Annotated in this window: 14 protein-coding genes and 1 tRNA gene; 4 read left to right on the top strand and 11 right to left on the bottom strand. The window is 43.3% G+C overall.

Annotated features, from left to right (window positions below; translation table 11 throughout):
- Nucleotides 1-195: 195 nt before the first annotated feature.
- The 6 genes from HMO_RS0108480 to HMO_RS0108455 all read right to left on the bottom strand — a co-directional run bounded on the left by HMO_RS0108480 (nt 196) and on the right by HMO_RS0108455 (nt 9,378).
- Nucleotides 196-654, bottom strand: coding sequence for an OmpA family protein (locus tag HMO_RS0108480; RefSeq protein WP_010301430.1), 459 nt, complete (start codon nt 652-654; stop codon nt 196-198).
- Between the two features lie 152 nt (nt 655-806).
- Entirely contained in the window at nt 807-1,691 is an 885-nt protein-coding gene (locus tag HMO_RS0108475) for a 4-(cytidine 5'-diphospho)-2-C-methyl-D-erythritol kinase (RefSeq protein ID WP_010301428.1), read from the bottom strand.
- Between the two features lie 148 nt (nt 1,692-1,839).
- Entirely contained in the window at nt 1,840-2,577 is a 738-nt protein-coding gene (locus HMO_RS0108470) for an NUDIX hydrolase (protein WP_010301427.1), read from the bottom strand.
- Nucleotides 2,578-3,012: 435 nt separating this feature from the next.
- Nucleotides 3,013-6,231 carry an efflux RND transporter permease subunit gene (locus HMO_RS0108465; protein ID WP_010301425.1) on the bottom strand — a complete coding sequence of 1,073 codons (3,219 nt, stop codon included), beginning with the start codon at nt 6,229-6,231 and terminating at the stop codon, nt 3,013-3,015.
- A 16-nt stretch (nt 6,232-6,247) separates the two neighbouring features.
- Nucleotides 6,248-7,444 (bottom strand): efflux RND transporter periplasmic adaptor subunit, encoded by a 1,197-nt coding sequence (locus HMO_RS0108460; protein ID WP_010301423.1) that lies wholly within the window; start codon nt 7,442-7,444, stop codon nt 6,248-6,250.
- 332 nt (nt 7,445-7,776) lie between these two features.
- Nucleotides 7,777-9,378 carry an electron transfer flavoprotein-ubiquinone oxidoreductase gene (locus tag HMO_RS0108455; protein ID WP_010301419.1) on the bottom strand — a complete coding sequence of 534 codons (1,602 nt, stop codon included), beginning with the start codon at nt 9,376-9,378 and terminating at the stop codon, nt 7,777-7,779.
- A 123-nt stretch (nt 9,379-9,501) separates the two neighbouring features.
- Between HMO_RS0108455 and HMO_RS0108450 the strand changes: the two genes are divergently transcribed.
- The gene (locus HMO_RS0108450; RefSeq protein WP_010301416.1) at nt 9,502-10,323 is read left to right on the top strand and encodes a uracil-DNA glycosylase; all 822 of its coding nucleotides are present in this window, start codon (nt 9,502-9,504) and stop codon (nt 10,321-10,323) included.
- Between the two features lie 34 nt (nt 10,324-10,357).
- Here HMO_RS0108450 and HMO_RS0108445 read toward each other — a convergent pair whose 3' ends face one another.
- Nucleotides 10,358-11,164: an RMD1 family protein gene (locus HMO_RS0108445; protein WP_010301414.1), complete on the bottom strand. Its 807-nt coding sequence runs from the start codon at nt 11,162-11,164 to the stop codon at nt 10,358-10,360.
- Nucleotides 11,165-11,346: 182 nt separating this feature from the next.
- Between HMO_RS0108445 and acnA the strand changes: the two genes are divergently transcribed.
- Both acnA and HMO_RS0108435 read left to right on the top strand, forming a co-directional pair.
- Nucleotides 11,347-14,028 carry an aconitate hydratase AcnA gene (gene acnA, locus HMO_RS0108440; protein WP_010301411.1) on the top strand — a complete coding sequence of 894 codons (2,682 nt, stop codon included), beginning with the start codon at nt 11,347-11,349 and terminating at the stop codon, nt 14,026-14,028.
- Between the two features lie 163 nt (nt 14,029-14,191).
- On the top strand, nt 14,192-14,626 hold the full coding sequence (locus tag HMO_RS0108435) for a GNAT family N-acetyltransferase (protein ID WP_010301408.1): 435 nt from the start codon (nt 14,192-14,194) through the stop codon (nt 14,624-14,626).
- A gap of 135 nt (nt 14,627-14,761) precedes the next feature.
- On the opposite strand, the gene HMO_RS0108430 is transcribed toward HMO_RS0108435, so the two are convergent.
- Entirely contained in the window at nt 14,762-16,054 is a 1,293-nt protein-coding gene (locus tag HMO_RS0108430; protein WP_010301404.1) for an amino acid permease, read from the bottom strand.
- Between the two features lie 274 nt (nt 16,055-16,328).
- Between HMO_RS0108430 and HMO_RS0108425 the strand changes: the two genes are divergently transcribed.
- A complete protein-coding gene (locus HMO_RS0108425; protein ID WP_010301402.1) occupies nt 16,329-16,766 on the top strand; it encodes a VOC family protein in 438 nt (145 codons plus the stop codon).
- A gap of 180 nt (nt 16,767-16,946) precedes the next feature.
- On the opposite strand, the gene HMO_RS0108420 is transcribed toward HMO_RS0108425, so the two are convergent.
- The 3 genes from HMO_RS0108420 to HMO_RS0108410 form a co-directional block, all read right to left on the bottom strand.
- Complete coding sequence (locus HMO_RS0108420) at nt 16,947-17,819, bottom strand: hypothetical protein (protein ID WP_010301399.1); 873 nt, start codon at nt 17,817-17,819, stop codon at nt 16,947-16,949.
- A gap of 405 nt (nt 17,820-18,224) precedes the next feature.
- Entirely contained in the window at nt 18,225-23,021 is a 4,797-nt protein-coding gene (locus tag HMO_RS14415; protein ID WP_010301396.1) for an NAD-glutamate dehydrogenase, read from the bottom strand.
- Between the two features lie 113 nt (nt 23,022-23,134).
- Nucleotides 23,135-23,209 (bottom strand) — tRNA-Gly (locus HMO_RS0108410).
- Nucleotides 23,210-23,266: the final 57 nt, after the last annotated feature.

Genomic DNA, 23,266 nt, shown 5'->3' with positions numbered 1-23,266 from the left:
TATAGATAGCAAAAAAGGTGATGCAGCAAAAGTCACCCTAGGATCTGGTATATCATAAGGATGAGCAGTCGATTTAAAGAGCCTTTTAAGCAATAAACTTGGCGTCCAAAAAGTTGAGAGCAAGCCTAGCTGTTAATCGCTCAATAAAAAACCCTGCAGTTGCAGGGTTTTTTAAAATCGCTAAGACAGCAGCTATTAGTTAACAACTGTGACTGCAACGCGGTTTTGTGCGTGTGCTTCTTCTGTGCTTGCATCAGCAACGAATGGGCGATCTTTACCGTAGGAAACGGTCTTCAGACGCTTTGCATCAACACCATGCTTAGCTAGGCTGCGTTGAGCGGCGTGTGCACGGCGCTTACCGAGAGCCAAGTTGTATTCGCGGGTTCCGCGAGCGTCAGCATGACCTTCAATGGTAGCTGTTGTATTTGGATAGGTTTTGAACCAAGCAGCTTGAGCTTCAAGAACGCGATCAGATTCAGCAGAAACATTGTGCTTGTTGAATCCAAAGAAAACGCGATCTTTAACATTTGCTGTGAAGTCTTGTGCAGAACCTGGAACTGGAGCAGAACCTGCTTCCATGCTAGCTTCTGGTGAGCATTCACAACCTGCAAGGAGAACACCTAATGCGATTGCAGAAAGTAACTTGTTACGCATAACTATTTGCCTCTAAATATAGGTTAATTACTAGTCTATTAAACCAATTGTAGGTTAACAAACCTATAAAATCTTTGAAATATTTTCAGCACTGATTAAAACCGATTTTTCACACCTGTAGAGTTTTTGCAACATTTGTGAAAAGATTGGATCTATCTTAGGATAAGCTCGGTCCGTTGGATCCACCAACCGCGATTATTCTTAGCCAGCTTTTCCGCCATAGCATCTGCCTGACGACGATCTTTGTAGACCACAAAGCTTGAGGAGCCTGAACCACTCAACCGGAAGTAGTGAAAACTCTGATCCAACATAAACATTAAGTAAATTTTCCCTATTTCTGGAGCTAGCTTCAGGGCGGGCCCCTGCAAAATATTACGGCTATGCTGGAGAAATTTTTGATTTAAAACCTGTGGACGCTCCAGCGGCGGATCAAAGCGGCCATCTAAGGCACTAAAAACAGAGGCGGTCGACAATTCAATTCCTGGATTAACTAGCACCAACTGCCGGCCCAGCCCCTCAGCTTTTAAGGGAGTACAATTTCCTTCGCGGCCGCTCCCTTCCAGCCAAAAAACCTGTCCTAGCCCTAGATGAAAAGCTAAACTGACCGGCACATCCGCTCCTAAAACTCCGGTGTTTTTAATAAATTCCCAAGCCTGCGCTTCACTGCTCTGTGGATAATCCTGGCGATACAACCAAGCTAGAACAGCAGCGGCATCACTGGTTCCGCCCCCTAAGCCTGCGGCCACAGGAATATTCTTGTGAACTATGACCCGATAATGGCGCGGCGGCAAATTCATGTGAGAAAAATACCAACTTAAGGCCTGGGTGATGGAATCTTTACCGGACCTAACTGCGCCAGCAAACTCCCCCTCAAAGCTTACAGAAGTGGTCGCTGTGGGTGTTATGTGTAAATGATCTTCAAGGGTGGTAAAGGCAAATACTGATTGCAAATTATGGTAGCCATCTGGCCCCTTACCGGTCACATGCAACATTAAATTAACTTTAGCGTGGGCGGTTAAGTGAAAAGACTGACTCATAGCTTTATTGCTCGCAGATATTGAATATCCTTAGATTACCTTAGTTTAAGTTCATTGATAAGGAGAAACTAACCTAATGGTATTCCTCTTGGTACCTTTGGGTCCTGCCTTTCTTTACAGAGTGATAAAGAGCAGTTCTAAGAATTTCTTAAAATAGGTTAACCCCTAACAAGCTATTAAACATTAAACGAGCTCGTTGATAACGCCCACGATCACGGGGATGGCCAAAAACTTGCATATAAAATCCCTCGACCTGAATATTGTGGCGCCCACTGCGAGTCTTAAGGGTGTACTTTTTACCAACCGGCACCGTCCCATTATCGATTTGTTCAGCAAGTTTCATAAAATCGATCAAAGAGACCGCATTAGTGGAATCTATTTCCTTAAAGGCTTGAGGCAAATTACGAGTCTGGGTACCTTTGCAAGCTTTAGAGATGGCATTAACAGAGATATTTGTATTCGTTGGATCAAGCAGAATAAATAATTGTTTACTTCCAGCATAAAGATAAGGAAGCTTAGAAACTTGGCCAGCCGTATATTTGATTAGCCCGCCTGTCTCTTCTTCCAGCTCTCTTGCTGCAGTCTCAGAAGAATATTTATCTTGAGCTTCAACTTTACCTGCTTGAGGAAGATAAACAGATAGATTTTTATCGTGCCCAAGAATAATCGAATAACGATCATTTGTTTGTTTGTCATCCTGTCCATAATCTTTGACAAGTAAGACCCCAACCCGCTTTATATCATGGTGAGCAACTCCCTGCGGCTTTTGGCCAGGTAGTTTATAATCCCCATTACACGAAAGAGAGGTCACCTGCATTGCTGTGCACATAGAGGTAGCTAGGCTGGCTAGGAAGATTAAACTGCCCCATACTTTTCTTAAACCCATTGCTTACGACCCTTAACTATAACTCATAACTTACAGATGGTTACCCCTATTACAGAAGTCAATGCGAATTTTCCCATATTTACCGGAGGATAGGATCGCTATTCTACTTTAGTGCGTCTGACCAAACCATCTAACAGCCTTAATGGGCCGTTTTATAGGCAAGAATTGTCAAAGGAGTTACTAAGGCAGAGAAGCGTCTAAAGCGGATAAAGTTTCACTATAATAATTAGAGAGAAAGACTTTGAATACATAGGAATAAAGACTTGCAAAAACAGCATATGCACAAGAAAAAGGCCTGAAGTTGAGATCCAGTAATTTAGGACTATTAGTTCAATCAATTAATCTTAAAGTAATTATGCTGGCGAGTTTTTTGAGCATATACCCATTTTATATGCTTTCTCTTATTTATCTTAAGCGGATAGATTCTACTCAGCACTAAACAACTTTTTCAGTATTGAAAATCTTATAGAGCGTTGGAATGACCATCAAGGTTAACAGAGTCGAGGTTATCAAACCACCGATTACAACCGTTGCCAGTGGCTTTTGAACTTCTGCACCCGTTCCTGTTGAAATTGCCATTGGAATAAAGCCTAAAGAGGCGACCAGGGCCGTCATCAGTACCGGCCGCAAACGCGTTAGTGCCCCCTCAATAATAGCTTTATCCATAGCCTTGTTTCGCAGATATTGATTTATTGTTGTTACCATAACTAGCCCATTTAACACAGCAATCCCTGAAAGAGCAATAAATCCAACAGCTGCTGAAATTGAAAAAGGGATTCCACAAATCCAAAGACTTAAAATTCCGCCTGTGAAAGCTAAGGGAATTGCGGTAAATATGAATAATGCACTTCGAACTGAATTTAGAGCTGCATAAAGCAACATAAAAATCATAAGGAAACATAGGGGCACCACCCACATTAGTCTCTCTTTAGCTTCAATTAAGTTCTTAAATTGCCCTCCCCACTCTATCCAATAACCTGCAGGCAGTTTAACTGCTTGGTCTATCTTAGCTTGAGCATTAATAACAAAGGAAGCCATATCAGTTCCTCTAATATTGGCTTGGACAACAATCCGCCGCTTACCATTTTCTCGACTTATCTGGTTAGGTCCATCGGTCACAACAAGTTCTGCAACTTCTTTTAAGGGAATTGAGGCAATCTTTTCTTCTGATTTATTGGTGATAAGATCTGCTTTAATAAGGGGTTTAGAGAAAAAGATCGGAAGATTCTCAATAATCTCTAGGTTTTGCCTATAGGGTTCTGGCAGCTTAACCATGATGTCAAAGCGTCGATCGCCTTCAAATATAACGCCTGCTTCTTTTCCGCCAATAGCAATGCTAATAACATTTAAAACGTCACTCACATTGAGGCCTAAGCGGGCGATTTTATTGCGATTTAATTTAAACTCTAGCATCGGAAGCCCCGTTGTTTGTTCAACCTTCACATCTGCAGCTCCCGGGATAGCTTTCAATAGCTCAGCTGTTTGATTCGCATAAGTATTGAGAGTATCGAAATCATCTCCACTAACTTTAATAGCGACATCACTTCTTACCCCGGCAATCAGCTCGTTGAATCGCATCTGTATAGGCTGAGTAAATTCATAGTTATGCCCGATAACGTTTTGAACAGCGTCTTCAATTTTCTGAATAAGCACCTGCTTGGGAAGGGTTGAAACAGGCCATTCTGTTCGAGGTTTAAAGATTATAAATGTGTCAGACGCATTGGGGGGCATGGGGTCCGTGGCCATTTCTGCCGTTCCTGTTTTAGAAAAAACGCAGGCCACCTCTTTAAAGGTGGCAACAGTCTTCTCTACCTCAAATTGCATGGATTGAGATTGAGTCAGCGACGTACTGGGAATACGCATGGCATGCAGGGCGATATCTTTTTCATCAAGAGTTGGGATAAACTCTTGACCTAACTGAAAAAAGGTCAGGACAGAGATTAAAAAAACGCCTACAGCCCCAGCAAGAATTTGTTTGGGATGACGCAGCCCATAAACCAACCAATTTTGATAAAAGGCTTCGACTGTCTTAAAGAAGCTATCATGCTCTTCCTTATGCCCTCCTTTTATCAGTAGGGCTGCCATTGCGGGGATAAAGGTAATTGATAAGATAAAGGCTGAAATCAGGGCAATAATCACTGTTATAGCCATGGGTTTGAACATCTTTCCTTCAACACCGGTAAAAGTAAATAAGGGAAGATAGACAAGGATAAGTATGCTTTGGCCGAACAGTGTAGGGCGACTCATTTCTGTAGTAGAGTCTACGATCTCTTTTAAACGTTCTATCAAGTTTAAAGGTCTGTTTAGCTGCTGTGCTCTTTCTGCAATTCGTCTTAGATAATTTTCAATGATAATAACTGTTCCATCCACTAATAGACCAAAGTCTAAGGCACCTAAGCTCATTAAGTTCGCACTTGTCTTTGTGGTTAGCATACCTATGCAGGTCATGAGCATAGTGATAGGGATAACCGAGGCCGTAATAAGAGCGGCCCGAAAATTTTTTAGCATTAAAAAAAGAATAACAATGACAAGCAAAGCCCCTTCCGTTAGATTCTTACTAACTGTGGCAATGGTTGCTTCCACGAGCTTAGTGCGGTTTAAGACTGTTTGTGCGATAATTCCGGCAGGCAACGTTTTAGTAATTTCTGAAAATTTTTGCTCGACTGCTGCAGCTACGTCTCGGCTATTCGCGCCAATAAGCATGAGAGCTGTCCCCACTACCGCCTCTGCACCATTCTCACTGCCACTGCCTGTGCGCAGCTCTTTACCAATAGCAACAGTTGCTATGTCCCTAATATAAACAGGTGTTCCATGTTTAGAGGTAATTACGATATCTTCCAATTGTTGGATGGTTTTTATACGCCCATCTACTCTAACAGTTAAAGACTCTCCATTCTTTTCGATATAGCCCGCTCCTAAGCTAATATTGTTTTTCCCCACAACATTGATAATATCTTCAAATGTAACCCCTAAGGCGATAAGTTTATTTGGATCGGGCTGAACATGGTATTGCTTAACATAGCCCCCAATAGAGTCGATACCGGCTATGCCAGAAACTGTTTTGAGTTTAGGTTTAATAATCCAGTCTTGGACAGTCCGCAGGTAGCCCAACTTTTCTACTTCTGTTTTTAAGACTTGGCCATCTGGCGTTAGATAGGTCCCATTCGATTGAAATCCCGGCTTACCATCCTCAAATCTTTTTGAAGCATCGTGCGCATACTGCAGCGTCCACATATAGATCTCACCCAGACCAGTCGAAATTGCTCCCATCTTGGGCTCAGCCTCCCTAGGAAGACTTTCTTTTGCCTCTGCAATTTTTTCGCTTACTTGTTGTCTGGCAAAATATATATCAACTGAGTCCTCAAAAATGGCGGTAACTTGAGAAAAATCATTTCGAGATAACGACCGCGTTGATATTAAACCAGGGATTCCCGCTAGCGCTGTCTCAATAGGAAAAGTAACTTGCTTTTCAATCTCAAAGGGAGAAAATCCTGGCACAAGGGTATTAATTTGAACTTGATTGTTTGTAATATCGGGAACGGCATCAATGGGGAGATGCTTAAGAGATAGGATGCCAAAACTTACCCCTATGAAAGTTAGGAAAATAATGAGATATCTTTTTTGAGTCGAATAGTTAACAATTCCTTCGAGCATTTAAGGATCCTATCTATTAATCGGAATGTTCTGCTTCGCTTTTGCCAAGTTCTGCTTTTAATAAAAACGTGTTAGTCATAACAATCTCGTCCCCTGGACTTACCCCTTCTTTCACTTCGAAAAATTGACCGTTTTCTGTTCCATGTATGGTTATTTTTTTAGCTTCGAACTGAGTTGCCCCTGTTTTAACAAAGACATAGGCTTCTCCTTTAATCTTCTGTACCGCTGCTGCCGGAATGCTTATAAACGGAGAGATTTCATTGGATATAACTTGCGCCGATACAAAGTCTCCCGGGTGCCAGGCTCCGCGAGTATTATCGAGTTCGACAATTGCCCGTCCGGTGCGACTCTCCTCACTAATAACAGGGCTCACATACATAAGGGTAGAAGATAGGAAAGGCGCTCCATTGCTCGCATATATATCTACATGCTGACCTTTCTTTATGGTTGATAGATCCTGAGCGGGAATAGAGATATTAATCCAAACTTTATCAAGATTAGCGACGACAAAAAGCTGGCGGTCACTGTTTATTATTTCTCCCAGCGAAGCATGACGTTCTAATACTTTACCGTTGATAGGAGCTTCTATCGCATAGGAGTTTAAAGGGGCACTTTGAAAGGGAAGCTTCTCAATTTCTGACTCCTTTATGTTGAGAGCCAAGAGTTTTTGTTTTTTCTGTTCCAAGTCAATTTTAGTTATCTCATACATGTTCTGAGTTTTAAGGAACTCTGTTTCTGGCTTCACTTTCATCTTCCATAATCTTTCTTCTCTTTCTAAAAGATCCTTTTTTAGGATCAACTCTTTGTAGACAGATATATAGGCAGACTTTGCTTCAGCCATTTCACGGCTTTCAATAAGCGCAAGGGCATCTCCTACTTTAACCTCTTCACCAAGGTTTTTATAAACTTTCTTAATAATGCCGGGAATAGTAGTACTGACATGGATAACCTCATTCTCATTTAAGGAAACTTGCCCCGGAAAAGTAATTCTTCTTCGATGGTGAGCATCAGCGACTTTGAGGATTTGAAGATCAAGATTCTTTATTTTCTGCTCATCAAGAATAATCAGCATCCTCTCTTCATGGCTCCCTTCTTTCTTCTCCTCGTGAGAAGGGGGTGAAGGGGGGATAGTTGAGGTAATTTTAGCATATATTAAATAGCCTCCAATTATAAGCGCCGTACCCAGGACGCCTACTTTGTGGTTAATCTGCATCAATTATCCTTTAACTTTGATTAAACTCTTCTCACTTGTAATTTATGGTATAAAGAGATGATCTAATTTTTTATTAAAATAAAGCTAAATTAGAGATTAATGCTTGGAATAGGCTAAGGGGTCTTACTCTCAACAGATAGACAGGATAAAAAGAATTAGAGCCCCTTCATTTTCCCCCAATTATAAGGGTTTAGGTCTCTCTCAGTTAACAGTCCCTTTTCTGTCTAACAGCAATCTGACTTAATACATAAGCCAAATAAAAAAGGGGCGCCAGGAAATCACAGGCAGCCCGGGCTCAAGGCGTCCCACTGGCTCATAAAGGTAAGAATAAATTACATTGCCCCATAATTTGGGCCACTGCCGCCTTCAGGAGGGACCCATTGAATATTCTGAAGCGGATCCTTAATATCACAGGTTTTGCAGTGAATACAGTTGGCTGAGTTGATCTGCAAATATGGTTCAGGGCCGGTTTTCACAATTTCATAGACCCCTGCCGGGCAGTAGCGTTGTTCCGGAGAATCATAAAGCTGATAGTTATGCGCAATGGCCATCTCTGGCTGGCGCAATTTTAAATGCACCGGTTGGTTTTCATCATGGCTGGTATTGCATAAATAAACAGAGCTCAATCGATCAAAGGTCAGTTTGCCATCAGCTTTAGGATAATCAATTTTGGTAGCCGCAGCGGCTAAGCGCAGACTCTTATTGTCCTTGTGATTCTTAAGTGTCCACGGGGATTTACCGCGGCTAATATAGGTTTCAAAAGCGGCATTGATTAAACCAGGAATGAGCCCATGACGGAAACCTGGGCGTATGTTGCGCACTGCTTTTAATTCCTCCGCCACCCAGCTGGATTCTAATAATTCATTATAAGGATTATGGCCATTTTTAAAGAACTCGATGACGCCCTCTGCCGCTAACATGCCGGATTTCATGGCGGTGTGGCTGCCCTTAATCTTAGGCACGTTAACAAAGCCGGCACTGCAGCCAACCAAAGCCCCACCCGGAAAAGTCAGCTTAGGTATTGCTTGCCATCCACCTTCATTGAGGGCCCGGGCCCCATAAGCAATGCGCTTCCCGCCTTCAAAGAGAGTGCGAATTTTAGGATGAGTTTTGAAGCGTTGAAATTCTTCGAAAGGGGACATATAAGGGTTCTGGTAGTCCAGACCGATCACATATCCCACAAAGACTTGATGATTTTCAGCATGGTAAATGAACGAGCCACCATAAGTCGCTTGATCCAAGGGCCAACCGATTCCATGTTCTGTCAACCCTTCTTGATGTTTTTCAGGGTCAATTTGCCAGACTTCTTTAAAGCCAATGCCATAAGTTTGCGGATTCTCAGGATCACGCAGCTGATAGTCCTTGATAACTTGCTCGGACAAGGAACCGCGACACCCTTCCGCCAGGATAACTTGTTTGGCAAAAATCTCCATGCCGGGTTGATACAACTCAGTGGGCTTGCCTTCCTTGTCGACGCCCATATCCCCCGTCCTGACGCCAATGACAGTACCGGAATCATCTTTGAGTAAAACAGCGGCTGGGAAGCCAGGATAGATCTCAACCCCTAAGTTAGTCGCTTGCTCGGCTAACCAGCGGCATAAAGCTCCCAGAGAGATGATATAATTTCCTTGGTTATGCATTTGCGGCGGCGTTGGCAAACGGTACTTTTTAGTCTTAGATAAGAAATAAAAACGATCTGCTTTAACAGGGGTCGACAACGGAGCCCCTAAATCTTTCCAGTTGGGCAATAATTCATTCAGGGCCCGCGGCTCAAAGACATTGCCGGATAAAATGTGGGCGCCGATCTCTGATCCCTTTTCGAGCAAGCAAACTGTTATATCTGCGTTTAATTGTTTTAGTCGAATGGCAGCTGATAATCCAGCCGGGCCTCCACCGACAATGACCACATCATAATTCATCGACTCTGATGACATTTGCTTACCCTCTTAATCTTAGCAACTTATTCCCAGATTACGCGAACAGCCCTTTTAATTAAAACAAAAATTAGGTTAAAAAGATTAAAGACTTATCCTGATAAAGTATGATAAGCTGCGGGCATGAAGGATAAGCACAACAATTCCGCCTCCAACCCCATTTCTGATATTCTGGAATGGTATACGGATATCGGCATGACAGTTGCCATTGGCGACCAGCCGGTCAATCATAAGCAAGCGCGACCAAAGCCATCTCCGGTGACGGTCGCAGCGGCACCGATAACACGAGCCCATGTAGAGCCTTTACCTGAAAAGCCTGCTCACACGAAACAAGCCAGCAACTCTAAAGCCATTGCCGCTGCTTGTCAGACATTAGAGGAACTGCGGCAAGCTGTTCTCAATTTTGATGGCTGCGATTTAAAAGCCACGGCGACCAACACAGTATTTTGTGATGGCAGCCCTGAGGCCAAGATTATGGTGATTGGCGAAGCGCCCGGCGCTGATGAGGATCGTCAGGGACGGCCCTTTGTTGGAGTATCCGGACAACTGCTGGACAGAGCCTTGCAAACCATTGGCTTAAGCCGGCAAGACAATGTTTACATTACCAATATCATCAACTGGCGCCCCCCGGGCAATCGCACCCCGACGCCCCATGAAATGGCTATCTGTCAGCCCTTTGTTGAGCGCCACATTGAGCTTGTGGCTCCCAAGATCTTGGTCCTAGTAGGGGGAACGTCCACAAAGACGATCCTTAATACCAATGAAGGTATTATGAAAATCCGCGGCAGATGGCATGAGTTTAAAACTGAGCGAATGCAAGAGCCTATCAAGACCCTGGCTACTTATCACCCCGCCTTCCTTCTGCGCTCCCCGGGTCAAAAAGCGACCGTCTGGCGTGATTTACTGATGATAGAAGATGAACTGATGCGCCTTGGCTTAAAATAGTAGAAGAATTTAAATGTTTGTAAAAACAATTAAGTTACAGCCATTTAAGAACGTCTTTGAGCAGCGTCAAGACGACTTCTGAGACAATCAGCAGGATGATGATCCACTCTAAGCGAGACGAGTGCAAATGCTTAAGCTCATCTGAGAGAATCTCGTAGAGTTCATGAAGAATTGATAAGCGCTGATTAAGAATATTGGTGCGCATATGCAGGTCAAGATAGTCAGAGGCCATATGATAATAGCTCTCATATTTAGGGCGTCGCCAAAAAAATTCCGGCGTATCTAAAAGGTCACTATGCAAATTGATGGAATGGCGCTCAGCATACAGCGCCCCAATTTTACGGGATAATTGCTGGCGTGATAAACTGGTTTTGCCTTTTACGGCTAACTCTTCTGGTAAATGCTTGCTTTTTTGAATGGCCTCAGCAATGGTATTTTCAAAAACAGTGAGCTTAACAGACTGCGACAATCCATAAGATAAAGATAACTTTAAGACTGGATCGTCGCCATCGAGCTCAATCATATCTTCTTCTTCAATAATGCGAGACTGACTTGTATAGAGGTAATAACACTCATCATAGACTATCCCCGCCACCGGTTTGATGGTAGCGGCGGTGGCCAAATCTAGCAGAGTGGCAATATGCTTTTTGTTTATTCCCCAAAATACGGCACAGCCATAAGGAAAGAAAAATGCATGACCTTTTTCTTCGTCCTGACCATATTGGACATGAATAACGTCATCATAAAATTTTGGATCAAAACCTTCAGCTCGAAAAATTCTTGCGAGCTCATCTATTTGATAACGGTCAGCAAGACAGTAAGATGCACATAAGCGACTCATTTATTACGCTCAAAATATTAGAATAAAAGGTTATTTGTTGTCTCACCCTACCATAAATACAACCTAAATACCATGACCTAGAAAGTTAATCTGATATGTGCTCTCACTTGAGTTCGAGTCAGAATCGCTATACCTTATTATTAACTGTGCTCTATTTAGACAATTTTGGGGGAAGACGATCAATGACGCACTGCTTAGACTCGCTAAAAGCGAAAAGCCAGCTAAAAGTAGGAGATAAAACCTATACATATTTCAGCTTAGCTACAGCGGAAAAAGCTGGGACGGGTCCTATTTCAAAGCTACCTTACACGATTAAAGTCTTAATCGAGAATTTACTGAGAAATGAAAATGGTAAGAACGTAACTGTCGATGATATCCGTTCGGCAGCAAAATTACCTGCTGAAGGAAAATCATCCAATGAGATAGCCTTTTCACCAGCGCGTATTTTAATGCAAGATTTTACCGGGGTGCCGGCTGTGGTTGACTTAGCCGCCATGCGCGACGCCATGCAAGCTTTAGGGGGCAATCCTGAGAAAATTAATCCTCTCGTCCCCGTGGATCTGGTGATCGACCACTCTGTTATGGTGGATTATTATGCCAACTCAACGGCTTTTCAGAAAAACGTTGAGCTTGAATATCAACGTAATGCTGAGCGCTATAAATTCTTAAAGTGGGGTCAGCAAGCTTTTAAGAATTTTCGCGTCGTTCCCCCTGGAACAGGTATTTGTCACCAAGTGAACCTTGAATATCTTTCACAAGTGGTATGGACCCAAGAGACTGAAGCTGGCGAGATTGTAGCTTATCCGGACTCCCTTGTAGGAACCGACAGCCATACCACCATGGTGAATGGCATGGCCGTCTTAGGATGGGGTGTCGGGGGCATTGAAGCAGAAGCTGCGATGTTGGGGCAACCGCTAAGTATGTTGCTACCTAAAGTTGTCGGATTTAAGTTAACCGGCAAGTTAGCGGAAGGCATTACCGCAACCGATTTGGTCCTGACAGTCACAAACATCCTGCGGGCCAAGGGCGTGGTTGGAAAGTTTGTCGAGTTTTATGGCAGTGGCCTTGATCACTTAAGCCTTGCTGATCGGGCAACAATTGGTAATATGGCCCCTGAATATGGGGCAACCTGCGGATTCTTCCCAATTGACCAAGAGGTCCTGCGTTATCTCGAATTTACCGGCCGCGACTCAGAACGCATTGCTCTGGTTGAAGCTTATGCCAAGGCCCAAAGTCTATGGCGAGATAGCACCACCCCTGACCCCGCGTATGATGAATATGTGGAACTAGATTTAGCGACCGTATTGCCCTCTCTTGCCGGACCGAAACGCCCGCAAGACAAAGTGCTTCTCAGTGATGCAAAACAATCTTGCGAGAGCGTGCTTAAAGCTGAAGGTAAATCAGACGCCGCTGGCATCGCCGTTGAAGGCAAGAATTATGAACTTAATCACGGTGATGTGGTTATTGCCGCTATTACCAGCTGCACCAATACCTCTAACCCCTCCGTTATGTTAGGCGCTGGCTTGGTAGCCCGCAAAGCTCGTGCTTTAGGGCTCCAGCCTAAACCTTGGGTCAAGACGTCGCTGGCTCCGGGATCGCAAGTCGTAAGTGATTATTTGGAAAAATCAGGCCTAATGAGAGATTTAGAAGCTGTTGGCTTTAATCTTGTCGGGTATGGTTGTACTACCTGTATTGGAAACTCTGGACCTTTAAATCCGGAACTGATTAAAGCCATTGAAGCAGGGGACCTTAGTGTGGCCGGCGTTCTATCAGGTAACCGCAACTTTGAGGGCAGAATTAATCCGCATGTAAAACTGAACTATCTGGCCTCACCGCCATTGGTGGTTGCTTATGCCCTAGCAGGCTCTATGAAAATTGATATTACCACGGAACCGCTTGGGCTTTCTAAAGATGGCAAGCCCGTTTATCTGAAGGATATTTGGCCAACGCGAGCAGAAATTGCCGAAGCCATTGCCTCCTCCATGACGCCAGAAATGTATCGCCAGAAATATGCTAATGTGTTCAAAGGCGATGAACACTGGCAACGGATTGATGCAGTTGCCTCACAAACTTACCGCTGGGATGAGACCAGTACCTATGTCAAAAACCCGCCTTATTTTGAAAACATAAAATCCGCCGATCGCGCTGTCAAAAACATTAATAACGCTAAAGTGCTGGCGTTGTTAGGGGATAGCGTAACCACAGATCACATCTCACCGGCAGGAAGCATTAAGAAGGAAGGACCAGCTGGCCGCTACCTAGAAAAGCATGCGGTGGCACAGCAAGATTTCAATTCTTATGGAGCACGCCGAGGTAACCATGAAGTGATGATGCGGGGCACTTTTGCCAACATCCGCTTAGCTAATGAAATGGTCCCGGAGAAAACAGGCGGGTATACCCGAACGGGGGCAAACAGCGAAATTGTTTCCATTTACGACGCCGCGATGGCCTACCAAAACCAAGGAACGCCGCTTGTGATTATTGCCGGCAAAGAATATGGAACCGGCTCTTCGCGCGACTGGGCAGCCAAGGGCACACGGCTGCTGGGGGTAAAAGCAGTTATTGCCGAAAGCTTTGAACGTATTCATCGCTCCAACCTAGTGGGCATGGGCATCGTTCCTTTGCAATTCCCGGAAGGGGTGGATCGCAAGAGCCTAATGTTAACAGGGTTTGAAACCATTTCCATTAAAGGCTTGGAAGAGGGTATATCTCCAAGAATGGTTGTCAGCTGTGAGATTACCCGTCCTAACGGAGAAAAGCTAACGGTACAACTTAATTGCCGGATCGATACCCAGGATGAAGTGGACTATTTCTATAATGGTGGTATTCTCCCGTATGTTTTAAGATCATTAGCCGCTGCTTAGTCTAAAGCGGCTAAACCTATAAAAATCTTTGCCCCCTGTTTAGGGGGCTTTATTTTATCCCGCTTAAATATATTTCATTAATCCTCTCCTTTACTTCGTACACAATATTCCCTATTCCTGTTCTATAGATTACCCGTATTCTAAGAGTTAAAAGGATAAATTGATGACCGTTATACTTATCAAAGATCCCCTTGATCTATCCCGTTGCTATCCGGCATTTTTAGAATTGCGACCACATTTACAAAGCGAAGAATCATTTATAAAGCAAATTATGCAGCAGCAGAGTGAAGGATATAAAATTTATGCTATTCAGGAAGATGACGAGGTGGTTGCTTGTCTGGGATTACGTATTCTTACAATGCTTGCTTGGGGAAAAATTTTGTATATTGACGATCTTATAACGAGGGCTGCGGTTCGGGGCAAAGGGTATGGCAGCCTATTAATCAAACATGCAATTAAACTTGCCCATGAACTCAATTGTGATCAAGTCCATCTGGATTCAGGGTATATTCGTCATGCTGCCCACAGACTCTACATTAATAACGGTTTTGAATTTAATTGCCACCATCTGGCTTTAAAAATAAAACACCATTGCTAGTACTTATTGCCTCAATGGCTGGTCAATCCTACAATCAAATGCAGCAGTGTTTTTCGCAATTTCAAGGCCCAAGCCCCCTTAGCTAACAAGCTAGAAGATCCCTTGACCATCAGCCAAGCGTTCTCTCCCAACTCTCTAAGTTAATTTGGGAGCCTTGACTGGCCTCTTAAAATGCTTATATTGCCAAAGGTAAACTGGCAAACCGCTTAAGAAAAAGATTGAGCTCCAAAGAATCAGACTTAAATCTGTATAATAAAGCGCCCAACTACAAAACATAACGGCTAATAGGCTAATAATTAGATAAATTGGCTTCTTATGAGCATTTAATTTGATATACGAAAGCATGCACAGAATATACACAAAAAGGAATGCCGTGACAGAGATGTCAATAATCTTATTCACCTGGACCACTAAATTCTTATCCAATGTCATAATGAGAAGAGGGACACTGCCCAGGAAAGACAAAATCAGGCTCATATACGGAGACTCATACTTATTGACCTTTCCCAACATCTCAGGCAGAAGATTATCTTTTGCAGCGCCATAAGCGATTTGGCCACTGGTTAAAACCCAGGCATTAAGGGTACCAATGCACGCAATTGAAGCGACAATGGCCACGACTTTATCCCATCCCTTTCCAAACAAGTGAGAGGATGCTTCGACATACGGGGCCTTATTCCCGGCTAGCTCTTGTAAAGGCACTACAGCCATCACACCGATACTATTTAGGATATACAAGCCTGCAACAGTAATTGTTCCAATAATAACAGCTTTAGGAATAACTTTTTGCGGGTTATCAATAGCCGCAGTGGTGACGGTGGCTGATTCTAAGCCAATGAAGCCCCATAATGTCATTAAGCTTGCTTGATGGAGAACATCCATCAGTTCAAAATTATTGGGATTCATCGGCTCAAAGTTTTGCGCACTGCCAAAAAACAGCCCCAGCATGGGAATGAGCAACAAGGGAATACATTTAAAAATAGTTAAAATGAACTCCATTGATCCAGCAAAGGCGGTCCCGCGAATATTAATAATAGTGATAATTAATAATAAAGTGATCTCTAAGATCAGATTCTGTAAAGGGGAGTGTAAATTGAGCAACGGCGAAAGATAAGCAACCGCCGCAATAATCACCGCTATACTGCTAACCCACGAAATCATCCAATACACCCAACTGGTAAAAAACGCAGCTTCCCGACCAAAAGCGGCCTCTACATAGGCATGGGGCCCGCCGGCTTTAGGAAGTTGGATACATAATTGCGCAAAGACAAGCGCTAAAAGAATCGCCCCACTACTGGAGATGAGCCAGCCAAAAACGCTGATAGGTCCTAAAAGGGCTAAACTAGCAGGGAGCATAAAGACCCCAGACCCTACTTGGCTGCCAATAACTAGAGAAACGACTTCTCTAAACCCCATCTTTTTAGACATTGTGAACCTATTTAAGATTTTTCTCTGTAACAAATTTTTTTATATTAAGCAATACTGCTGAATATTTCAATGCAAATATAGGATGTTAGGGATAAAGGGAGATAATCTCTTCTTTTTAAGGGCGAACATTGATGGAATTTTATCTTCGTTTTGCTTCCCCATAATCTAGAAGCAGTAACAACGCAGCTCCTGACTTTAGCTCTTGGGGAGCCCTTGACATCAATAGTTTATATTTCTAGCATGGCTTAGTTATCACCTACCACAGAGAGCAATTATGAATACTCGCCCCTATAAGCCAGACGGCATCCCTGCCCTTTTTCCTTACTTAGTTGTGAAGGACGCAAATAAAGCGATAGAGTTCTATAAAAAGGCTTTTGGCTTTACCTTAAGTTCGGACCCTGCAAAAGATGACAATGGCAAAATTCAGCATGTCGAGATGAAGTTTGGCCAAGATGTTTGGGTCATGTTTGCGCCTGAAGGCTGTTGGGACTCTCCCCGCCGCTCGCCAGCAACGTTAGGCGTTATGTGCCCCTTGTCTTTATATATTTACTGCAAAGATGTGGATGCCTTATATGAGCAAGCTCTAGCGAATGGGGCCACCTCAACCATGAAACCCAAGGATGGTTTTTGGGGAGACAGATTTTGCACTCTTATCGATCCAGATGGTTATGAGTGGATGTTCGCGACTAATATTGCTGACCATAAAAGCTAATAATCGCTTGAAAGGAGCTTGAGATCAGAGTTTTCATATCTCAAGCTTTCGTGATAATAAAGATAGGTTTATCTTTATAGATTAGAATCTGTTCATGAAATCCCTTAAGAGCCAAGAGCGACTGACGCAGGGACAGGACTTATTGCGTTTATCAGAAAAATTAACCGATTAGGTTCTGAATCAGCAACTTTGAAGAGTGGTTTGAGGAGATTGCAGGCGAGAGGTAAAAATACCGTCTAACAATTTATTATAAGCCAGTTTTCCTAGAGGATCAGTGATCAACCATAAAAGGATATTAAAGACAAGACTTTGCGGTTTTAGATACCATCTTACCCCGCAATGGACAAGCATATAGGTCCCTGTCCTTAAGCTCAATGAAGGAAGGTCAGCGGCAGATAATGCGGCTAGAAGTGAGCGATAAGACCAGACATCATTTTCTGAAGATAACTGTAAATGCCTATCTGAGGATAATTTCTCAGCCTGTATAATTTGATCTAAACTTCTATTTTCCGAGCTAACATCAAGATTCTTATAGGTCTCCAGGTCAAGCTCTTCCGTTCCCAAAAAACCTGAAGCCTGGGGTTGGAGAGCTGCAAGTTCCTTCGCCAAAGACGAAGCACTCTCATAATGTTTTACCGTAGGCACAGAGATGAGATGCCCTGTATTGTTTGAAGCGTTTCTTCTCATCCACTGCGAGCTTTTCTTGATTAAGAATTCCTCCTGAAGCGTTAGCTCCTCTACCTTTCCTCCCACCTGCGAGGTGGCGACGATAGTAGCATCAAGGAGAACCCAATCAACATCCTCTAATTTAAGATCATTCTTGACCTCAGAATCCATAAGCTGAGGGGAAGACAGTATCAAATGAGGAGTTACCGGAAGAGCCTCAATTATCGTTGAATCGCCTATAATAAAGTCAGAGCTTAATACTTTGTCTGTGATTCTTAGATTTTTATTTTCGACCTCTCCTGCATGGCTGCAATCCGTAGTTACTATTAGTAGCGTGACGAGAAATATGTGAGTGAGCTTATTTAAGCAGCGGTCCAATTTGAGCATTTGTATCACTTTCTAGACTCCATGCCTGCTCTGCTTTAACCTTATTCCCAAACTAGAAAAGAGCACTTTACCTCAACAATATAAGCAACTTTGCCAGTGAACATCTACAAAGTACAAATCACTTTAATATATTTGAGCCACAAGAGGATTAAAGTCTTACTGAGTCTTGAGTTCCATCTTTACTGTAAGGCTTTATTTTTATCGTTTTAAATTTCTTATAATCAACACAATTCAATTAGTATTAATTTTCTAGCTGAGAGCTTGGAGGATGCTGATCTCACATTTAACTGTAAGATCAGCATTAAAAGCTATTGTTTATGTGTTAATCCACCTACACCATAGGAAGGAACCTTCCACTTTGCCACGTGAAAAAAGCCAAAATATTTCACCAGTCTCATTTCAAAGCTAGGAGAGCGTACCAGAACCATTTCTCAGATAGGGCAAGCGCTGAATCTGGCGCACCGCAAATGTTAACATTCCCAAATCCGGGCGATAGGTAGCTTTTAAGGGGGCTAACATCGACTTGGCTTGACGAAGGTGGGGCTGTTGCCTATCAACCCATTCTTCAAAGTTAACCATGCCGCCGGCCCCCACAACCTGTTGGGATAGAAACATAACAGTCTGACCGATATCATCAATTAATCCTAATTGGGCGCTCTTTTGCCAGTCACTTGTGGCTTCAAACCCCACCGCTTGTTCTTGCAACCAATCAAGCCCAAATAGAGAACGCACCGCAAAGTAGAGCCGACCAAGGTCAGCAGGACTATAATTCTCGAGAGGCAGGGAGGCAATGTCAATGACTGATCCTAAGAATCTTAGTAAGCCTAGCTTCTGAGCAACAGGTGCCGGGATATTCTTATCTAAGTAGCCATTCATATCCTCGCTCAATCGTTGTTGATCTTCCAGAGCCAGAAGATGAGGCAAGACTGACATAATGCCACTTATTTGTGAGATGTTATTATAATTGCTTCCTAAGATCCGCATAACTGCTATTTTTAAAGCAAAAGCAATACCTTCATAAGCTTGATACTGGAGATCAGCACACATTAAGCCATCAATTTGGTCTATTTCATGCCACCATTGCTCCAGCCCTAATGCCTCTATAGCCACATAGAAAGCATGGACAATCTCAGGGGTAGAACAATTGGTTGCTGTTGATATTTCATAGATAAATGTTGGCCCCACGCGATTAATTAAGGTGTTGGCCAAAACCGTAGCAATGATCTCGCGCTGTAAAGGATGGGCTAGGATTTCTGCTGCAAAATTTTCCTGCATCAGAGCAGGAAAGTACGAAAGCAAATATTTGTGATAGAAGGCTTGGTCGACAATATTAGAAGCCATAATCTTATTGTAAAGAGATATTTTCGAATAAGCCAACAAGACTGCCAACTCCGGCCGTGTCATGCCTTGGCTTTTGGCACGGCGCCGCTCCAGGATTTCTTCGTCTGGAAGAAATTCCAAATTCCGGTTAAGCTGCACTTCTGTTTCTAAGGTTTTAATCAAGCTCTGATAACTATTTAAATTGTCCTTACTGGTGCGCTGCATAATAGATAAGATTTGGGTTTGACGATAATTATCTTGCAGGACCAGCTCCGCCACCTTATCGGTCATATTTACTAGTAACTGATTACGACTTTCCTTGTTAACTTGATGCTGAATACTAGAAAACAGAATTTTTATATTCACTTCATGATCAGAACAGTCTACGCCGGCAGAGTTATCAATAGCATCAGTATTAATACGCCCCCCTTTTAAAGCATACTCAATACGACCAAGCTGGGTCATACCCAGATTTGCCCCCTCACCTATGACCTTTGCCCGTAACTGGCGACCCTCGACTCTTAAGGCAGCATTCGTAAGGTCCCCTACATCAGTATTCGATTCTGCTTGCGCTTTAACATAGGTGCCAATTCCCCCAAACCACAGCAAATCAACCTCAACCATTAGAATAGCGCGGATAATTTCATCCGGGCTATAGGCAGCCGGCTCCAGTCCTAACAGATTAAGAGCAGCATCACTTAACCGGATAGATTTTTGTGATCTGGCGTAGACGCCACCACCTTCAGAGATAAGGCTTTTATCATAATCGTCCCAAGAAGAACGTGGCAATTTGAATAAGCGCTCTCTTTCGCCATAAGAAATCTCAATATCCGGCGTTGGATCAATAAAAATGTGACGATGGTCAAAGGCGGCAACCAGGCAAATCTTCTTTGACCGTAACATCCCATTTCCAAAAACGTCACCTGACATGTCGCCGACGCCAACAACTGTAAAGGCTTCGGATTGAATATCCCTATTCATTTCTCGAAAATGGCGTTTAACCGATTCCCACGCGCCCCGTGACGTGATGGCCATCTTCTTATGGTCATAACCAGCAGAACCGCCGGACGCAAAGGCATCATCAAGCCAGAACCCATACTCACTGGAAAGCGCATTAGCTATATCTGAAAAAGTGGCTGTTCCCTTATCTGCGGCGACCACCAGATAAGGATCATCTTCATCATATCGCAGCACCTGCACAGGGGGCACAACCTTTCCTCCCACCAGATTATCCGTAAGATCTAATAGACCTCTGATCATGGTCTGGTAACACCGGATAACCTCTTGCATTAAATCGTTACGGTCTGAAAACTCATGTTGACGTTTGACGATAAACCCTCCCTTGGATCCTAAGGGGACAATCACAGAATTCTTGACCATTTGTGCTTTCATTAAGCCTAAAACTTCTGAACGATAGTCTTCAAACCGATCAGACCAACGCAATCCGCCCCGAGCTACCTTGCCACCACGTAGATGAATGGCTTCCATAGCGGCAGAATAGACAAATATTTCATAAACGGGACGAGGTTGCGGCAGATCAAGCAGCTGAGAGGAATCAAATTTAAAGGACAAGTAATCTTTATCCTTTTGGTCATCAGTTAATTGATAAAAATTGGTTCTTAAGGTTGACTGCATAGCGTTTAATAGGCGCCGTAGGATGCGATCATGATCAAGTCGAGAAATCTCTTGCAGACGTCCCAGAATCTTTTCTTCAATAATATGCAATGGTACTCTATGATCAAGGTCCGGATTAAATTTATGGTTAAATAATTCAGCCAGCAGCTGACAAATATCCGGATAAGCGGCCAGGGTCTGTTCAACGTAGGATTGGGAGTAAGGTAGCTTAGCTTGTAAGTTAAATTTGACATACGCCCGAATCATATTGACTTGATTGACTGTCAAGCCGGCCATTAAGATAAGCTGATTAAAACCATCATTTTCAATCTTGTTAAACCACACCATTTGAAAGGCTGGACGGAGCAAGGCTTCATGCTGAGACCACTGAACAGAGGCATCTATATCAATTTCAAAGTCATGAATATGATACTCCATCCCACAGCGATCAACTGCATAGGTGGTCTCCGAGAGAACCCTTAGACCGAAATTATTTAGGATTGGCAATAAAGAGGACAGCGATAACGAGTGACCTTTGAAGTAAATCTTCACACCCACGCCCTTTTCCTTACGTGGATAAATATTAATATTGATCGGCATCTCTTCCGTTAACTGTTCAATATAAAGAATATCCGTGTAGGCTTCGTGAGCTGAAAACGCTTCTTGATAAGCCGCAGGAAAGCTGTGGCGATAAGGGGCTAGGAACCCTGAGGTATTATCCATATCTGTTTGCTGGTCTAAAAACTTTTCAAGGCGGTCAATCCAGCTTAAAGAAGCTTCGGCTAGGTCTTTTTGTAGGCTAGTTATATTGCTCTCAATCTGAGTCGGATGCGCAAATTCGATAACATAAATGACCCTTGCAAAGGGTAAATCGCCCACTTGGGCCACGCTTGAGCCAATTTTTCCATCATAATGATTAATAATTAACTGACCCAACTTCTCCTTAAGGGTATGACTATAGCGCTCGCGAGTCATAAAGACAATCACTGTAACATAGCGCCCATAGACATCAGGTCTAGCAAAGGCGCAAAGACCTGCATGGTCGCGTAACTCCAGCACCGTATCACATATATTAAACAGCTGCTCTATGGAATGATAAAACATCTCATCGCGCGGGATACTATCCAGAATTGCTAACAATGATTTACCGTCATACCATTTTGGGTCCAAGTTAAATTGGTCAAATACAATTTGGGCTTTTTTGCGCAAATACGGGATTTCAAAGGGGCTGACACTAAATACTTCCTTGGTAAAAACACCAATAATCTGATAGACGCCTTTAATTTTGCCGGTACTATCCCAATCCATCAGTTCAATAGAATCGATCCGGGACGGACGGTGAATTGGGGAGCGTTGATTAGTCTTAACCACTGTCATCAGCTGATGAATACCTGGATCACTAATATTGGATTCAAGGATCACTTTCGCGCGACTCAAGCTAGGAACCACATCATCCAGCTGATAGAAATCGTCATATAAGAATAAACCTTGGCGGGTGGTAGCGTTTTCGCTCAAACAATAAAACTCTGCACCGGGGGCATTACTCTCGACATTAAAATATCGCGCTCCTAGAGGAACAAAGTAACGCGCACTTAGCCAAGAAAGGAAATCACGGACCTCTGTGACATCCTCGGCACTACACTTTCCGATGACAGCATGCGGCAGATTCTCCTGCACGTGGCCAATTGTAGCCAAAATATCCGGCATGGCATCAACAGTGAGACAGATTTTCTTTAAAAGCTCGGCCAATTCCTGGGTAAAAGCCTCCAGAAGTTTGGGAGTAAATTGGTTCTTAGCTTGGATAAATATCACAGATTCAAAGGAGAAATTCTTACCTTCTTTAGCATCCCCATGGTTAGTTTCATGAATCTTTTGTAGCGCACAATCAGGGCCCCGTTCCACGGCTAGGACAGGGTGGATAAGCAGTTGTGGCTTTAGGTTCCAGCGTTGAAAAAATGTTAGAAGACTTTCAATTAAATAGGGACGATCGCGATTAATGAGCGTCAAAAACAGCCGCTCGGTGCGATGGCTAGATATTGTGCCCGTGTGTACCTTTACAAAAGGCGCAGAGCGATCATAAGTCTTAAAACTCTCCCAAACAGAAGTAACATAATAAGATAAATCTTCCACAGAGGATTTTTCTATATGCGTGACTGGAAATCTTTCCATAAACAGGCGTATAAATGTTCTTAGTTCTTCTTGCTCAGCCGCCGCTGCTACGGTTTGGCATAAATGTTCAGCTATTTGGTTCCTGGCTTTATTAAACATAACCTTCCCTCAATTTCCCTAGTCTAGATATAGGTTCGCATAACTGGATAAAAACAGTTAAGCATATTGTAGCAAAATTTTGTTAAGGAAAGAATAAAGATTGGTGGAAATTTTGGAGCGGGCGAAGGGATTCGAACCCTCGACACCAACCTTGGCAAGGTTGTACTCTACCCCTGAGCTACGCCCGCTTCGTGTGAGGCAAAGTTCTTTCGAACATCGTGTTTTCTTTATGGCTTATCCTGGGA

The organism is Candidatus Odyssella thessalonicensis L13 (genome assembly GCF_000190415.1).
Classification (GTDB): domain Bacteria; phylum Pseudomonadota; class Alphaproteobacteria; order Paracaedibacterales; family Paracaedibacteraceae; genus Paracaedibacter; species Paracaedibacter thessalonicensis.
This window is presented reverse-complemented; position numbering and strand designations above follow the sequence as displayed.

What these genes read in the sequence shown, in the direction of transcription:
- HMO_RS0108470 (WP_010301427.1), bottom strand. Translation starts at nt 2,577, where the DNA reads ATGGGTTTAAGAAAAGTATGGGGCAGTTTAATCTTCCTAGCCAGCCTA.
- HMO_RS0108475 (WP_010301428.1), bottom strand. Translation starts at nt 1,691, where the DNA reads ATGAGTCAGTCTTTTCACTTAACCGCCCACGCTAAAGTTAATTTAATG.
- HMO_RS0108465 (WP_010301425.1), bottom strand. Translation starts at nt 6,231, where the DNA reads ATGCTCGAAGGAATTGTTAACTATTCGACTCAAAAAAGATATCTCATT.
- HMO_RS0108425 (WP_010301402.1), top strand. Translation starts at nt 16,329, where the DNA reads ATGAATACTCGCCCCTATAAGCCAGACGGCATCCCTGCCCTTTTTCCT.
- HMO_RS0108445 (WP_010301414.1), bottom strand. Translation starts at nt 11,164, where the DNA reads ATGAGTCGCTTATGTGCATCTTACTGTCTTGCTGACCGTTATCAAATA.
- HMO_RS0108420 (WP_010301399.1), bottom strand. Translation starts at nt 17,819, where the DNA reads ATGCTCAAATTGGACCGCTGCTTAAATAAGCTCACTCACATATTTCTC.
- HMO_RS14415 (WP_010301396.1), bottom strand. Translation starts at nt 23,021, where the DNA reads ATGTTTAATAAAGCCAGGAACCAAATAGCTGAACATTTATGCCAAACC.
- HMO_RS0108455 (WP_010301419.1), bottom strand. Translation starts at nt 9,378, where the DNA reads ATGTCATCAGAGTCGATGAATTATGATGTGGTCATTGTCGGTGGAGGC.
- HMO_RS0108450 (WP_010301416.1), top strand. Translation starts at nt 9,502, where the DNA reads ATGAAGGATAAGCACAACAATTCCGCCTCCAACCCCATTTCTGATATT.
- HMO_RS0108435 (WP_010301408.1), top strand. Translation starts at nt 14,192, where the DNA reads ATGACCGTTATACTTATCAAAGATCCCCTTGATCTATCCCGTTGCTAT.
- HMO_RS0108460 (WP_010301423.1), bottom strand. Translation starts at nt 7,444, where the DNA reads ATGCAGATTAACCACAAAGTAGGCGTCCTGGGTACGGCGCTTATAATT.
- acnA (WP_010301411.1), top strand. Translation starts at nt 11,347, where the DNA reads ATGACGCACTGCTTAGACTCGCTAAAAGCGAAAAGCCAGCTAAAAGTA.
- HMO_RS0108480 (WP_010301430.1), bottom strand. Translation starts at nt 654, where the DNA reads ATGCGTAACAAGTTACTTTCTGCAATCGCATTAGGTGTTCTCCTTGCA.
- HMO_RS0108430 (WP_010301404.1), bottom strand. Translation starts at nt 16,054, where the DNA reads ATGTCTAAAAAGATGGGGTTTAGAGAAGTCGTTTCTCTAGTTATTGGC.